Raw genomic sequence first — 15,846 nt, forward strand, 5'->3', positions numbered from 1 at the left:
AATCTATACAACATTTCAATATATGAACTATAAACTAAAGTCCATTTTTCTATTATTTAGATTACTATTATTTTTCATCACAGTCATAAAATGAAACCTCAATCAGCGGAGTTCTTTATGTAAACGAAGGAATAGACCCCCTTTTAAAAGGGGAATCTGTTTCCAAACGTTATTATTAATATTTACCGTAAAATGAATTAGCCTTCATTCGTCCATCATTTGTCATAATCATTTCTTCCAAAATCTTTTGCTTATCCCGAATATGCTGTGCTGCCTTAATAATGAACGGGCTTACTTCTGCTGCAACTTGCGTACGCGTTTCTTCATCCAATGTCATCATCCAGCGATTTAACATCTCACTCTTCTCAGCAAACTCTCTGTCTGACACTTGCAATTCACCGATTTCATTAAAACAGCTGACAAACGTCCGATAAATATCATTGTTCATTTTCAAGTGCTCCGCGGTAACCGTCTATTAAATCTTGTAACACTTTCACAATTGCATCAATATCTTTCGCTTCACGCGTTACTTTCATCGTTTGAATTTGAATGCTAATCCAATCGTATAAACCATATAAGCTATCATATAAATCTTTCGTAATTTCAGGATTCAATTGAAGTTTTAATTCTTCAAAAATACGTTCTAACTTTTCAAGAAGTACGTCCCCTTCTTGTAAGTTAAAAGTATGTAAAAGTTCTTCTAAATTACGAAACTCTACAATACACCTTTCATAAATAAAAATTGTATTTTTAATCGGATTACTCGTCATAATATCATTTTGCATATAACGTTGCCATGCTTGCATATGATCACTTCCTCAACTTTCATTAATCATCACTTTTTTGTTTTGTCATTGCTTTAATTGTTTTTAGTTGGCTATCAAGCGCCGCCAATGTACTTTCTAGCTTTTGATACTTCTTCACAATTTCATCTTGCTTTTGCAAGTTTTGCGTCTCAATATCTTTAATCTTTTTATCTAAATCACTTACACGTGAATCAATGTTTTTAACTCTCTCGCCCACTACGCCTTTATCACCGAATAGTTTATCAAGCGGTTCTTCCATCATTTTTCCTAAACCGTTAGAACTAAAGAAAAATTGCTTCGCTGCATCTGGCTTCTCTTTTAATGCTTTCGTTAACTTTTCGTCATCAATTTCCATCGTTCCATCTTGCTTTAATTGAATACCAAATGTGAATAAATAATTACCATCTTGAGAAAATGTTACGACATTGTTCATCGCTTGACGTACACTTTGCATAATAGCTTGACCTTGGAAAGCTCCACCTTTTCCAGCAAAGATATCTACTGTAGAAACAGCTTTATTATAATCAGCTACCATTTTTTTAATAACATTCGATGCATCTGTTACGTTTGAGTCATTTACTGTAAATTTTAGGTCTATACCTTTTGTTTTGGGATCTGTTGTTGTACCAGCATCTGGCGCTCCTTCTACTTTCGGCTCAGTTACCTTTAACAACTCAATTTTTACACCAGGAAGAGCTTCAATTGTATTAGTAGAACTTTCATCTGTAATACCATTAATACTATATTTAGCATTTTGTGCTTCATTGATTGTATTGAGCGCTTTGCCATCCGCGTTAGCTAAACCAATATCTTGAAATAGCGTAGATGTGTTCGCCTCAAACTTAATCTGTCCATCTGTTCCCTCTTTTTTCGAGGTCATGAAAATTTTATTTCCAAGTGTATAAGCTGATACGCCATAATCTCCATCATTAATCTTATTAATTAAATCTTTATATGTCATATCTGTTGTTACTTTTAATTCTTTACCGCCTAGTTTTAATGTTTCATCTTTAGGAAGCTTTGCATTTATATCTTTAATTTCATTAGAAGCTATTTGATGACGTTGCGCGAGCTGTGTAATTGTCATATTAAAAGTTCCTGCAATTGCACCACCATCAGCTTTTACATTAATATAACCGTCTTGTGATGTTGTTACTTTTTTCTCATTCCCTTTAAAAGCCGCTAAGTTTTTAAAAGTTTGCGTGAAAGAGCTAAATTCTGATTTCAAACTTGTATATAATAATTTATCATTTGTAAGGTCGTTCTTTTCTTTCGTATACGGTGTCTTTTTCATATCTAACGCATTCATTTCTAATTCAACGAAGTGAGAAGTATCGATCATATTATTTCCAAGATTCCAAATCTGTTGTCTACCACCAATGCCTGTCATCGTTCCTGCCATATTTATCACTCCTTATTATTTACATATAATCTAAGATGCTCGTTTTACTCATCGTACTAACAGCTTTAAGCGTCGCTTCATACGTTGCATTTATATATGCTAAGTCAGAAATTGCGACCGCTAAATCAACATCCTCAATTTCTTTACGGTTTTCTTGAAGCGCTAAGTTTTGCTCGCTTAAAATTGTTTTAAACGTCTCCATTGTATTCATTGTTGAACCAACTTCAGTTGTACGGTTAATGATGCCATCTAAGTTTGTCTTATTTTCTCCTAATAACGGTTGTAACGCTTTTTGATCACCTTTTTGCATCGCTTCGCTCATCTGTTTTAACGTTTTTATAACCGGAGATAATAATGCTTCTCCGTTACGAAACGCTTTTAATTCATAACCGTCATTTAGTTGCCAATTCACATCATCTTTTCCACCTTGATATGTACCATCTTCTGTAAATGGTTGCTTCTCCGCACTATCACCACCGAAAATATAACGGCCTTGCTCTTTCGTATTCGCTAAATATACAACTTGTTTTAAAATTTGATCAATCTCTGCACCGATGGCTTTCAATTCTTTTTCACCATTTGGCTCATTTAATGCCTGTACCGTTAATTGATCTGCTCTCGTTAAAGATTTAAAAATACCTTGTAAAGTATTTTCAGTTTGTGTTAATACATTTTTTGAGTCAGCTAAATCTTTTTGCATTTGTTCAATATTCGCCAATGAATGTTGAATCGCAAATGATTTACTCGCTGCAAGTGGATCTTCACTCATAAGAAGGTTTTTCTTCCCTGAAGTTACTTGGTTTCTATGGTATTGTTGTTGCACATTCAAATCCATTAACTGATTCTTTGCCCAGTTTGCATTTTGAAATGTAGATACTCTCATTTCTATCTCCTCCTTATATATTTCCAATCAATTATTATCACTTATCGAATAATCGAAAATAGACTATCAAACACTTCATTCATCGTAGTAATAGCTTTAGAGTTTGCGACAAAATATTTTTGGAAGGCCATTAAATTTACCATTTCCTCTTCCATATTTACACCTTCAACGCTCATTTTTTCTTGTTGAATACCTTCTAGTAAGTCGCCATGAATTTTTTGATAACCATTTACTGCACTTTTATCAGATGCAACACGAACTATAAATTGATCTAATGCTTGTTTATAAGAAAGACCTTCTTTATAATCGTCTTCTGTAACTGCTGCTAGTTTATTTGCTGTTTCAGCAGATATTTTCATTTTCGAAATATCTTTTTGGAATTCTGGATTTAACTTCATATCTTTCGCATGATCTCCAACGAAGAAATCTTTTCCCATCACTGTATTCACTTGATTTTTCATCGAACTCATTAAGTCTTCAAGATTTTTTTTATACTCAACAATCTTCGCTTTCGTATCAATCGCTGATTTTATCGCCCCGCTAGTTACGGAGATTTCTGAACCGTAAATCTCAACTGACATTGGGTCTTTTTCTTTATTTAATTGAAGTGGATATGTATCTTGTCCATTTACTGTTAAAACACCATTCATTCTAACACTCGCGATATTAGGATTCATAGATTCATAAGATACTTCTATATTTGCATACTTAGACATCTCTGTAACGATACGATCTCGTTCGTCTAAAAGTTGATTCGGCACTTGTGTACCTGCTTGTCCAATTTTATGATTCGCTTCTGCTAAACTAGCAGCAAGACGATTAAATTCATTAACATGCGCTTCAATATCTTCTGCCGTCTGTGCTTCCACTGTATCTAAGTTTTTCGCAAGACGATTCACTTGACTTGTGAACTTCCCAGTTTCAGAAATTAATGTATCGTAGTAGTTTGGTTGTTCTGGATTTTTTGCCACTTCACGAAAGGCATTAAAGAAACCGTCCATTAAACTAGATAATGAATTCTTTCCTGTCGTTCCAACCATAGACTCTACACGTGATAAAGTCGAATTCATGTAGTTATAGTAAGAGAGCTGAGATAATTGATCATTAAACTGCTTCGTCTTTACCTCATCAGTAATACGGTCAACACCTAGCGTTTGTACACCGTAACCAATTCTCTGTTCTGGCGTATGACCATTACTTGCTCCAACAGATCCGTAATTCACCATTTGACGCACATAACCCGGTGTATGAATGTTAGATAAGTTTTGTTTCGTTGTTTGTAATCCCATTTGAGCCGCTAGCATCCCTGATAGCGGTGTATTATAATCAGATAATCTCATAAAGCTTCACTTCTCCTTTACAATAGTTCATTCATAAAGATTTGCGAATTATTGTTTCGCTCTAAATTATATTCAGAAACAGAATCCACAATACTTTCTGTAGTTTTTAATAGTACGTTTAAGTAATATTGATTTTTCAAAAGAATCATTTTTACATTCTCTTCTAATTCAGTTACGTTTTTTTGTAATTCTTCCATTTTTTCAATTTCTTCTTGAGAAAAATACGAAAATAATGCACTTACACGAGATGCTTCAACATCCTTTTCTTTACAAAACTGAACAACCATTTCTTCGAATGAGCTAGATAGTCCTTTTAAACCATCAATGTACTGCAATTGTTCTACTTGTAACTTTTGAACTGCATTTATATCTTTATTTTTTAAATTCTCATATATTTGCTCTCCAAGCGCTTGAATATTTTCATACGCCTTTTGTATAATAACGAGCTTTTCATATAATTGTATGTACATATAGCTTCCTTCCTTTTACAAGACTAAATTCACAATTAAACCATGGATTTCTCCAATTTGATTTAACATTTCTAAATGTCCTGTTTTCGTATTAATTAAATTCATAACATCTTCTAATTCATTCAATCCCATTTCTGCCTGTTTCACAATCGTCATTTTCTGTGAATATCCGTAACGCGGGTGACGAGACATGACATCTTTATACTGCAATACATTATCAACGTAAAAATTCAAAAATGATTTTACTGTATTTTTGTATTCCATTACATTATCAAGCGTTAATTCCATTTCAATTTTTTCTTTAATTTCTCCAATATTATCGACAAACGCTTCCATTTGTTCTAGTAATTTATCTTTTTTCGGATCTGCATGCAAATTATCCGAAAATGCAAGTCCTGTCCTGACATTTGCATCTTTCGGCATTTGAGTAGCAGGCGGTATATGCGATAAAATTGGATTATGCGAGATAGAACGTAGCATATATATCACCTATTTATTTTTTTATTTCTTCCTAAACTTAATCGTAAAATCCAGTTATTTATAATTATACTCTGAACAGTAATATTTTGCAGTTATTTTTTATAAAAGATATGTTACAATTTAGCATGAGGTGGCACAATTCTATGAATATTTTCCTTTGTGGTTCAAATCAATTAACAGCATTAGATCAAGAAGAAATTAAAAAATTTTTAACTGACTATGCTCACAAACATAAAATTTACATATTATGTTATAAATCTATTGAAAATGAGGTTCTTCGTTTTTTCGTTGAGAATGAAAGACTCGCTCAAAATTTATGCCTTTACACGCTGCAACCATTGCAAGCAATAACAGATGAATTTCAAGAAGTCGTTGATTACTTAAAAAAACACGGAGCCGAATATGTTGCTTTCGATCATCCTTCTGACTCCATTTACCGATCAGATTATATGTTTTTTGTTAAACAAATTATTGAAGACACTGATCTAGTTCTCTGTTTTTATAATGGGGACAAACATACATCTGTCATCCCTGTCGATGTTGCAAAAGAAGCAGGTATTGATGCTGTCATTTATGATTTACCAGGATTACATGAAAAGCAAATGAAAAAAAGCTTTGAACAAAAAATTCGTATGATGTAAAGGGGGCGGCACAATATCATTATTGTGCCCATTGTAAATATGATAATTGAACAAGATTATGATCATTTTATCGCGAGTTTTAAACAACAATTCAATATGGATATCGCTTCGTATAAGCAAGATAGAATGCGCCGTAGAATCGATGCTTTCATTTCGAGAAAAGGCTTTGAAAACTACACTAATTTTTTAAACAAATTACGTGCTGATCAAAATTTATTTTTAAATTTTATTGACTATATTACAATTAACGTTTCAGAGTTTTTTAGAAATAAAGAACGATGGCAAACTTTAGAGTCGAAAGCACTACCTAAATTACTCGAACAAAATAGCGGAAAATTAAAGGTATGGAGTGCCGCTTGCGCTGCTGGTGAAGAACCGTATACACTTTCTTTAATTTTATCAAAGCATCTAGCTCCATTTCGTTTTGAAATTCAAGCAACAGATCTTGATTTTCATATTTTAGAAACTGCAAAACGCGGTCAATATACAGAACGTTCGTTAAAGGAATTACCTAATGATTTGAAAGAACGTCATTTCACAAAAGAGAATGATCTATATTCATTGCATCAAAACATTAAACAAAACGTCTCGTTTAAACAACATGACCTTTTAATGCAGTCGTTCGATACAAATTATGATTTGATTATTTGTCGCAACGTAATGATATATTTCACAGAAGAAGCAAGAGTAAAACTTTACGAAAAATTTAGTCGTTCTTTACGAAAAGGCGGTGTACTATTTGTTGGTAGTACGGAACAAATTTTAACACCCGAGCGTTACAATCTTCAGCGATTTGATACATTCTTCTACGAAAAAATATAAAAAAGGTCGTCACAATGGAGTGACGACCTTTTTACATAACTCGAATTAAAATAATACCGACAATCCATATGAAGAGAAAAAGAAACGTCATAGACCATTTATGTTCTTGCATCGTTTGTTTCAATGCCTGTGATAATTGTGTCATGTTCATTTCCGCAAGCGCTCTCCATACACTTACATCCCGATCTTTAGCAATGCGGTCTGTAACGCTAATTAAAATTGTTTCGTTAGACAATTTCGTTATATAAGCAGTAATAACCGTTACCATCAAATTTATATTTCCTTCTGAAGAATCACTTTCCACTCTAGAAATAAGTGCGCTCACATCTAGTAACGGAATATGTACTTTTCTACCAAATGATAGTTGTACTTCAGCGAAATCATATGTTCCATCTAACAAAGGAAGGTCTTTTATATGCGCCTGCTTAACAAGCCCTTGTAGGCTTCTAATTACTTGTTCAAATATTTTTTCTGTTTGCTTACCTTCTCCAGATAACGTATGTAGCTTTTTAAAAAGTTGTAACACTGTATCCATCTCTTTAGAAAGCATTTCCTTCATAATCTTTCCATCACTTAAACTTGCAAGTAAAATACCTATTTCATTATTTTTCGAAATAATTTTAGACTGTCCAGTAAACACTAAATTGCTACGCTTTCGTTCTTTCTGGATTTCATGCTCCGAAATAGCTGCAGGCTGTTTTAATGGTTGTAGCGTCTTATCTTCAATTGTCGTACGTTTAATCTCCATTTAAGCGCCTCCACTACTATGAAATAATTAGCCCCATTCTTTATTACTCTTTAAAACTAAAAACAGTACGAATAAACCTGACATGATAGTAAACACATCCGAAGCTTGTACTCCCTGTTCACCTTTTTCTTCTTTCTTGTCTTTTGATTCTTCTTTTTGTTCTTTCTTTTTAGAGGCAACTTGTTTGTTATTTTTCTCTTTTTGGTCCTTCGCCTTATGTACTTCCTTGTTGTCTTCGAACGGCTCTTTTATGACGTAAGTAAATTCCTCTTTCTCTTTCAACGGTTCTTTTATAAACTTATTTACTTTCTCATCTTGCTTCGGAATTTGAACAACTGGTAATTTTTCTTCTGGAAGCGGGTTTTTGACTTTCAAATCCTCTTGCTTCTCATTTTCTTTCTTATCTTCTAATTCATTTTCTAGTTTATTATCTAATTTATCTTCTTTCTCTTTCTCTTCTATCTTTTTGTCATCTTCGTTTTTTGGCGCCAAAATAGAAATGGTATATTCACTTTCCTCAACAAGTTTATTACCTGCTGCATCTATTATCTCTACATGTAATTCGTATGGCCCAGCTGGCAATTCTTCTGTTATTTCAAATACTTTTTGCCAATCCATATCATACTTGTTGTAGTCTAATAAAAACGAAAGCTCTTTATTTTCTTTCCCTTTTAATGTAACGCGCACTTCTTTTACAGCCGATTCTATATCTGACGCTTTTACTCGTATATGTATAGAATCTCCCTGTTTTCGTTCAACTAAGTTTTCTTTTACTTCATCAATAGTAACTTCCTGTAACTTTGGCAATTCTTTATCTATAGTAGGCGTTTCATTTTTAATACGAATGAGCGGGACTTTCAATTCATTTTTTATGAGGTCTTCTTTCTCATTCTCTTTGTAACTTTGAAAGAGCTGAAGATTCCAATCACCTTGCAAATCAAAATCCCCTGCTTTATAGTTAGCAACCCAGCTCTTCGTTTCTTCATCATACTCAAAAGATAGCATTCTTTCTTGCGCATATTGCTCGCCATTTTTTTGTAACTGCAATATACCTTTCATGCTTTGAATGTTTTTCCCATTTGGTTCTACAGCAATTCGCACTTCTTCGCCAACTTTAAGCTCCGGCTTATTTACTGTAACAATTCCTTGTTCCGTTTCTATCTTTCTTTCACCCAATTGTTTATTTACTGCTTCTTGTTGTTCTACTTCTTGTTGTTTTACTTCTTTTTGTTCTACTTCTTTTTGTTTCTCTTCATCTTGTTTCGTTTCCACTTGCTCTGACTTTTCTTCTTGTACATTCACTTCATTTATTTTTTGATCTGGCTCAATTTGTTCCTCAGCCTGACTTTGCAAGGGGAAGAACAAGCACACATGTATGCATAGCCAACTCATTAGAAAAAACTTTACGTTTTTCATCTACTAGTTCAAACTCCTATTTCAATGCCTTATAATGATTTCGTTACTTTTACTCCGAAAAATCCATCTACATTTACAAGTTCACCATACGCCACTAATACATCATTTACATAAATACGAATCGGTTCATCAATATCCTCATCTAGTACAACTGCTTCATTTTCTTGTAAACTTAATATATCTTGAATCGTTTTCACTGTACTTCCAAATACAAATTTCACGTTCATTTCTACATTTTGTAGAATGGACGTGTCCATATATACTGGCTCCATTTGTTTTACTTCTTTAAATTCAATAGGTTGCACAACTGGTTCTACAATTTTTTCTTCTTCAATTTCTTCTGTGGCAATCTCTTCTTCTTCCACCATTGGATACAGAAGTCGCCTTACCATTTCTTTCGCTTCAGAAATCGGCAAAATTTGATACATTTTCGATTGAAGCAGATCACCAATTTCAAGATTGAACGTAATTTGAACGAGTTCGTCCACTTCCATTGACTCTCCCAAATACTCCATTTCTTCTTTTAACGTTACAAATTTAACATTTGGCGGCGTCATGTCCATTTTTTCTTGAAACATTTCTGACATCGCCGTAGCAGCATGCCCCATCATTTGGTTCATAATCTCTTTAATACCGCTCAGTTCTAATTCAGTCAACTCTTTTTCCGGATCAACTTCCCCTGTTCCCATCATCATTAAATCTACCATTGTTAAGGCGACATCTTTTGTAAATACGAATACATTCTCATTCTTTAGCCCTTCAACAAAGTCGACATTTAAAATAACAAATGGTACTGGTACTCCATCATAATGCCGAACATTGATTGCTTCCACATTTGGTGTACTAATTGTAACTGGCTGATTTAAAAGCGTTGACAATACTGTTGAAGCGGAACCAATTGAAATATTTGCAATTTCACCAAGCACATCTTTCTCTTCTTGTGTTAAATGCTCTTTTTCAACTTCTTCTACAATCTCAGTTTCCACTACTTCTGCTGTCTCGTCTTTTTCTTCTACTCCACCAGATAATTGCATTAATTTATTTACCATTTGTTTCGCATGCTCAACAGAAACAATTTGTACAAGTTTAGAGTTTACAAGATTATCTATCTTTAAATCAAACGACACTTTAACAATCGTATGATTTCCATCGATTTCAGAGATTTTCTCCATTTCTTCTGATAACTTTACAACTTTAATCGTCGGCGGAGACATATCTACTGTATCTTGGAAGAATTCCGACATAGATGTAGCTGCGAATCCCATCATTTGATTCATCGCTTCTTGTACAGCACTTAGCTCTAATTCACCAAGTTCTTTTCCGTCCTCCACCTCGCCTGTTCCCATCATCATTAAATCAGCAATAGACAATGCAACATCTTGCTTAAGGACAAGAAGGTTTTCCATATCTAATCCTTTTGTAAAGTGAATGTTTAATACAACATGTGGAACTTCGACATCTCTTGAATCATATAAATCTACCAACTCTATGCGAGGAGCAGTAATGCTTACTTGCCTATTTAAAATTGTTGATAATACAGTCGAAGCTGAACCAAATGATATATTTGCAATTTCGCCAAGAATATCGCATTCTTGAGGCGTTAAATGCTCATTTTCTTTTTCTAGCACAATCGTGCTCGTATCCCCTTTTGTGTGTTGCTCAGGCATTTTCCCTGCCTCCTCATTTCTGTTTTTCTATCAAATGATATAAACTCTCATTTGATTTTAGCAAACTTATTATATAAAACGTTAATATGTATTTATTGCCATTTTTAGAGTAGTAACGATTAGTCAAAAAGCTCCCCAATTGTATACAAGTGGGGAGCTTTCCTTCATTCCTATTATAAACCTTCTGGGTTTAAAATGAGGACCACTCGTCCATCACCGAGAATCGTCGCACCAGAGAAATAATTAGAACTCTCTGCAAAGAAGTCACCTAATGACTTTAAGACTATTTCTCTTTGACCGATAATTGTGTTTACAATAAGTCCATAGCTGCGATGTGTATTACGAACAATTAACACAGGAACCATTTGACCATCATATGACGCAAACGCCTCATCTACTGTTTTTTCACCAAATACAGTACTTAAATGTTTCACTTCAATAATTTGATTACGATAATTTAACACATCTTTTCCTTGTAAGGATTGGATGTCTTCTTTCTTAATTCGAATTGCTTCAACGATATTTCCAAGAGGTAAAGCATAACGCTTATCATTCGTTTGAATAAGCATAGATTGAATAATAGACAACGTTAACGGAAGTTCAATTCTAAATGTACTTCCCTTTCCTTCCTCAGAATCAATAATTAAATGTCCACCTAAACTATGAATCGTATGTTTTACAACATCTAATCCGACACCGCGTCCAGAAAGATCTGATACAACTTCAGCTGTACTAAATCCTGGTTGGAAAATAAGATCAAACACTTCACGATCTGTTAATCTATTCGCATCTGCTTCAGTTACAACGCCATTTTTAATCGCTTTTTCTAATACTTTCCCTTTATTAATACCGTTTCCATCATCCGTAATTTGAATAACGACATGATTTCCACTATGAAAAGCTTCTAATTTAATAGTACCTGTCTCATTTTTACCTGCATCACGTCGTTTTTCAACAGTTTCAACACCGTGATCGATTGCATTTCGAATTAAATGAACGAGCGGATCACCGATTTCATCAATAACAATTTTATCTACTTCAGTATCTTCACCTGTAATTTGTAAATCGATTTTTTTCCCTAAATCTTTCGCTAACATACGTACCATACGCGGGAAACGATTGAACACAGTTTCAATTGGCACCATACGCATATTTAATAGTACATTTTGAATATCTTTTGAAATATCGCCTAATCGATTTAAATGTTCAATTAGTTCCTTGTTTTGAATCGTTTGAGCCAATTCATCAATGCGCCCACGTTCAATTACACTTTCTTCAAACATATTCATTAATCTTTCAATTTTCTCTAATTGAACACGAATTGAACGATTCTCCACTTTAGCATTTTTCGTTTTTGTAGTACTTTTAGCTGGCTGATTCGTTGCCACTATCGGTGATTCTACCTGCGTAGCCACAGCTGGTTGTAGCGTTTCTTCTACTTGCACAACTTCTTGTGTAACGACTTTTTTAGAAGCTACTTCCCTCGATATAGGTTCTCCTTGCTTTACTTCCACTTTCTCAATTTCAGAAACATGAAGTACTACTTGTTTCAATTCTTCTATACTACAATCCGTATCCATAAATACTGTAAATTCAAATCCGAAAGCATCTGCTTCAATTTCTTCAATACTCGGAGCTGTTTTTTGTATATTCCCCACATTTTGTAATGCTTCAATACACATAATGGCACGTACTGCTTTTAAAATTGCTTGCTGTTCAACTGTTATATGCACTGCATGCGAAACTGCATCATCGTTGTCTATATGATTTTGCTCTATATGTTCCGTAGTAGTTTCTACATTACCGTTCAATAATGCTTCTAATTTCTGTTTAGTTGAGACTACATCAATATTGCCCATTCCACCTTGTTGCACATCTGCAACCATCTTCTCCAAATTATCAATGCACTCAAAAATCACATCAATAATATCCGCATTTACAACTATATTCCCATGACGAATTTCATCTAACACATTTTCCATCTTATGTGTTAAATCAGCCATCTCCGTAAATTCCATACTCGCAGACATACCTTTGAATGTATGAGCGGAGCGGAATATTTCTCCTACAACATCCATATCAGCAGGATTTTGCTCTAACACTAGCACATTTTCATTTAGCGACTGTAAATGTTCTTCTGACTCTTCAAAAAATATATTTAATAGATCTGTTTGCATTTTTATCCCCTACCTGTCTAACAAACATTTCATTTATGTATAACAATTTAGTGTTTTATAATGAGAAAAAAGGGGGCCACACGTCGATCCGCTATCACTGTTTTGATTCCTTGTGGCACCCCTTCTATATTAACTATTTGCTACTTTTGTTAAAGCTTCAATTACACGATCCGCTTGGAATGGCTTTACAATAAAGTCTTTTGCCCCGCCCTTAATTGCATCTAATACCATACCTTGTTGTCCCATTGCAGAACAAATAACAACCTTTGCACTTGAATCAATTTTAATAATTTCTTTTAATGCTTCAAGCCCATCCATTTCTGGCATAGTAATATCTAATGTTACAATATCAGGTTGAAGTTCTTTATACTTTTGAATTGCTTCTACCCCATTCTCTGCTTCGCCAATAACTTCAAATTCAGCATTACTTTTTAATAAGTTTTTAATCATCGTTCGCATAAACATCGCATCGTCTACTACTAAAATTTTATGTGCCATTCTTTTTAATTCTCTCCTTCTATGTATAAATATATCTTAATATTTCACCTTATCATTCTCACTCATTATACAAAATAAAATGATAAAATTTAATATTTTTTTAAAAGAATTTTCGTATTTTTATTATTTTATTATTAAAATAATAATATACTACTCTTTTATATAAATAACAACGCGACGGTTTTTTTCCCAGTTTTGCGGTGAATCATTTGGTACAATTGGCTTTGTGTCTGCATATCCTACCGCAGCTAGCCTTTTATCATCCACATTATACACTTCAATTAAATGGTGAATCATATTTGCCGCTCGTGCTGAAGATAACTCCCAATTTGAAGGGAATTTCTCGTTATGAATAGGTCTACTATCTGTATGTCCCTCTACAACAATTGGGTTAGGTACGGATTGAAAAAATCCAACTAATTGACTTATTATCCCTTTCGCTTCGGGCTTAACGTTTGCATCGCCTGTATCAAATATTAAATTATCTACTATAACGACGCTTACCCCTGTATCCTCTCGATATACATTCACTTGACTAATACCGTTATTATCTACATACGCTTTTAACTTCTTATATAATTCATCCATTCTCTTTTTTGAGATCATCTTTTCATCATTTTTTTCATGTGAAATATCCGGTATTGTATTTTCCATTACTTTTGCATCTACTTGCCCCGTATCACTAAACTTTTCAAGCATCTTTGACAATTTTACTGCATCTTGCTTTGATGTAGCAACTAGTAATACAAAGAAAGTTAATAATAACATTGTTAAATCTGTAAAAGTCGTCATCCAACGAGGCGATCCCTTTTGCGGTCCTTTACTCATCATACCACTCCTTGAAATATTAGGCTGCTCCTTTTACCTTTTTTACCTTTGTTTCGTATACGTATGTATCCAGTTTCAACTTTAATTTAGAAGGGATTTGTCCACGATACAATTCTGAAATTGCTTCTATTACAAACTTCTTCTCTGTATATAAATCTTCAATACCACGATATACTTTTTCCGCAAGAGGGATTGCAATCATATTCGCAAGTACGGACCCATATAATGTCGTTAACATCGCAACTGCCATCCCTGTACCAATTTGCGATGTATCTTGTAAGTTTTGGAGCATAATGATAAGACCGATTAACGTACCAATCATTCCCCAAGCTGGAGCAAAATCACCAATTTTATCTAATAATGCTGCTCCTTTTCTTAACTCATACACTTCCGTTTCAATATCTTTCAGTAACACTTCTTTTAATTCATCTTCATCGTAACCGCTTAACATTAATCGAATTCCTTTTTGAATAAAAGGATTGTCTACTTGCTCTCCATCAACCTCTAAAGAAAGCAAGCCGTGCTTTTTAGACTTTTTCGAAAAATCGACAAACAAATCCGTTAACTGTTCTAAATCTTCTTCTCTTCTATGTAAAACAGTAAAAATGCTTTTCGTATATTTTTTTATTTCTCCAAATCGATATGCCACAACAATTGTCGCTGTTGTTCCCCCTATGACAATTAAAATAGATGAAACATCTAAAAAGTTTTTAAAAGCTTTTATTCCACCGCCGCCAAGCATAATTGCCGCTATCACTATAATGAAACCTACTATAATGCCCACTGGGCTAGAAATATCAAACTTCCTTTTTCTTCTTTGTGGTCTAGCTAATACTTGATTTTTCTCTCCCATATTTCTGCCCTTTCCTTTCCATTTTTATATAACATTTTTTTATTTTAATAATACGTTTTCACATATAACATGTATTATACGCTTATCATCTGTTTATCGCAATATACTCATGAAATTGACACATTTCATTTCTATATTAGAATTATAGTATGGATAAATGAGGAGGATCACGATGGAACACAACATTTTACAAGTCATTGCATTAGCAGAAAAACTAAAATATGAAATGCGACATAGCTGGCTTTCTAACGGACGTCAAGAAAGTGTTGCCGAACATACATGGCGTATGTCTCTAATGGCTATTTTAGTTGAACCTTATTTGGATCAAAAAGTAAATATTGAGAAATTACTTAAGATGGTTATTATTCACGACCTAGTCGAAGCCGAAGCTGGTGATATCCCTGCTTTTGATACGATGAATAGTCACGAATTACAACTACAAAAACAAAAAAATGAACTAGAAGCTATTTTAAATATTAAACAAACATTAACAAGTTCTCTCGGTGAGGAATTATATGACTTATGGATGGAGTTTGAAGCGAAAGAAACGTACGAAGCAAAAGTTGCTAATGCACTCGATAAACTTGAGGTGAAAATCCAACATAACGAAGCTGATATTGATACGTGGTTACCAATTGAACATAAAATGACATTCCAAGTAGCAAAGCATACAAACTTTGATTCTTTCCTATCTAAATTACAAAAAATTATTGAACAAGATGGAGAAAAGAAGTTAATTGCTGCCGGTATTGATGTTGAGGCATGCAAGCAATAATGAAATAAGACACTCAACAAGAGTGTCTTATTTCATTATT

17 protein-coding genes are annotated in these 15,846 nt (G+C 33.7%); 3 read left to right on the forward strand and 14 right to left on the reverse strand.

Going from position 1 to position 15,846, the window contains the following annotated elements; genetic code table 11:
• Positions 1 to 175: 175 nt before the first annotated feature.
• Genes DN403_RS24870 through DN403_RS24900 form a run of 7 tightly spaced genes read right to left on the reverse strand, consistent with a single transcriptional unit; the run spans position 176 to position 5,381 of the window.
• Positions 176 to 448: a hypothetical protein gene (locus tag DN403_RS24870; RefSeq protein ID WP_001058090.1), complete on the reverse strand. Its 273-nt coding sequence runs from the start codon at positions 446 to 448 to the stop codon at positions 176 to 178.
• A complete protein-coding gene (locus tag DN403_RS24875; RefSeq protein ID WP_149185852.1) occupies positions 438 to 806 on the reverse strand; it encodes a flagellar export chaperone FliS in 369 nt (122 codons plus the stop codon). The genes DN403_RS24870 and DN403_RS24875 overlap by 11 nt, the downstream gene beginning before the upstream one ends.
• Positions 807 to 828: 22 nt before the next feature.
• Positions 829 to 2,208, reverse strand: a complete 1,380-nt coding sequence (locus tag DN403_RS24880; protein WP_016077911.1) for a flagellar hook-associated protein 2 — start codon at positions 2,206 to 2,208, stop codon at positions 829 to 831.
• Positions 2,209 to 2,227: 19 nt separating this feature from the next.
• Positions 2,228 to 3,091: a flagellar hook-associated protein 3 gene (locus tag DN403_RS24885; protein WP_086389885.1), complete on the reverse strand. Its 864-nt coding sequence runs from the start codon at positions 3,089 to 3,091 to the stop codon at positions 2,228 to 2,230.
• Between the two features lie 41 nt (positions 3,092 to 3,132).
• Positions 3,133 to 4,431 carry a flagellar hook-associated protein FlgK gene (gene flgK, locus DN403_RS24890; protein ID WP_001239718.1) on the reverse strand — a complete coding sequence of 433 codons (1,299 nt, stop codon included), beginning with the start codon at positions 4,429 to 4,431 and terminating at the stop codon, positions 3,133 to 3,135.
• Positions 4,432 to 4,448: 17 nt separating this feature from the next.
• Complete coding sequence (gene flgN, locus DN403_RS24895) at positions 4,449 to 4,901, reverse strand: flagellar export chaperone FlgN (protein WP_000275875.1); 453 nt, start codon at positions 4,899 to 4,901, stop codon at positions 4,449 to 4,451.
• Positions 4,902 to 4,916: 15 nt separating this feature from the next.
• On the reverse strand, positions 4,917 to 5,381 hold the full coding sequence (locus tag DN403_RS24900; protein WP_000946318.1) for a YaaR family protein: 465 nt from the start codon (positions 5,379 to 5,381) through the stop codon (positions 4,917 to 4,919).
• Positions 5,382 to 5,524: 143 nt separating this feature from the next.
• Between DN403_RS24900 and DN403_RS24905 the strand changes: the two genes are divergently transcribed.
• Together DN403_RS24905 and cheR are read left to right on the forward strand one after the other, a co-directional pair.
• Positions 5,525 to 6,022: a flagellar motor switch protein FliG gene (locus DN403_RS24905; protein ID WP_001020110.1), complete on the forward strand. Its 498-nt coding sequence runs from the start codon at positions 5,525 to 5,527 to the stop codon at positions 6,020 to 6,022.
• Between the two features lie 39 nt (positions 6,023 to 6,061).
• Entirely contained in the window at positions 6,062 to 6,844 is a 783-nt protein-coding gene (gene cheR, locus DN403_RS24910; protein WP_000582876.1) for a protein-glutamate O-methyltransferase CheR, read from the forward strand.
• Positions 6,845 to 6,875: 31 nt separating this feature from the next.
• Here cheR and DN403_RS24915 read toward each other — a convergent pair whose 3' ends face one another.
• From DN403_RS24915 to DN403_RS24945, 7 genes are all read right to left on the reverse strand, one after another.
• Entirely contained in the window at positions 6,876 to 7,592 is a 717-nt protein-coding gene (locus DN403_RS24915) for a hypothetical protein (RefSeq protein ID WP_000403964.1), read from the reverse strand.
• Between the two features lie 27 nt (positions 7,593 to 7,619).
• Positions 7,620 to 9,008, reverse strand: a complete 1,389-nt coding sequence (locus tag DN403_RS24920) for a hypothetical protein (RefSeq protein ID WP_000800059.1) — start codon at positions 9,006 to 9,008, stop codon at positions 7,620 to 7,622.
• A gap of 29 nt (positions 9,009 to 9,037) precedes the next feature.
• Complete coding sequence (locus DN403_RS24925) at positions 9,038 to 10,675, reverse strand: flagellar motor switch protein (RefSeq protein WP_001115006.1); 1,638 nt, start codon at positions 10,673 to 10,675, stop codon at positions 9,038 to 9,040.
• Between the two features lie 173 nt (positions 10,676 to 10,848).
• Positions 10,849 to 12,852 (reverse strand): chemotaxis protein CheA, encoded by a 2,004-nt coding sequence (locus tag DN403_RS24930; protein ID WP_001192626.1) that lies wholly within the window; start codon positions 12,850 to 12,852, stop codon positions 10,849 to 10,851.
• Between the two features lie 129 nt (positions 12,853 to 12,981).
• Positions 12,982 to 13,350, reverse strand: coding sequence for a response regulator (locus DN403_RS24935; protein ID WP_000940568.1), 369 nt, complete (start codon positions 13,348 to 13,350; stop codon positions 12,982 to 12,984).
• A gap of 150 nt (positions 13,351 to 13,500) precedes the next feature.
• Positions 13,501 to 14,178 carry an OmpA family protein gene (locus DN403_RS24940; RefSeq protein ID WP_000033627.1) on the reverse strand — a complete coding sequence of 226 codons (678 nt, stop codon included), beginning with the start codon at positions 14,176 to 14,178 and terminating at the stop codon, positions 13,501 to 13,503.
• A 19-nt stretch (positions 14,179 to 14,197) separates the two neighbouring features.
• Positions 14,198 to 15,031, reverse strand: a complete 834-nt coding sequence (locus tag DN403_RS24945) for a flagellar motor protein MotP (protein WP_000504191.1) — start codon at positions 15,029 to 15,031, stop codon at positions 14,198 to 14,200.
• 172 nt (positions 15,032 to 15,203) lie between these two features.
• On the opposite strand from DN403_RS24945, the gene DN403_RS24950 reads away from it, so the two are divergent.
• Positions 15,204 to 15,806, forward strand: coding sequence for an HD domain-containing protein (locus DN403_RS24950; RefSeq protein WP_000400770.1), 603 nt, complete (start codon positions 15,204 to 15,206; stop codon positions 15,804 to 15,806).
• Positions 15,807 to 15,846 lie beyond the last annotated feature (40 nt).

Source organism: Bacillus sp. AY2-1, from assembly GCF_008368965.1.
Lineage (GTDB): Bacteria > Bacillota > Bacilli > Bacillales > Bacillaceae_G > Bacillus_A > Bacillus_A thuringiensis_S.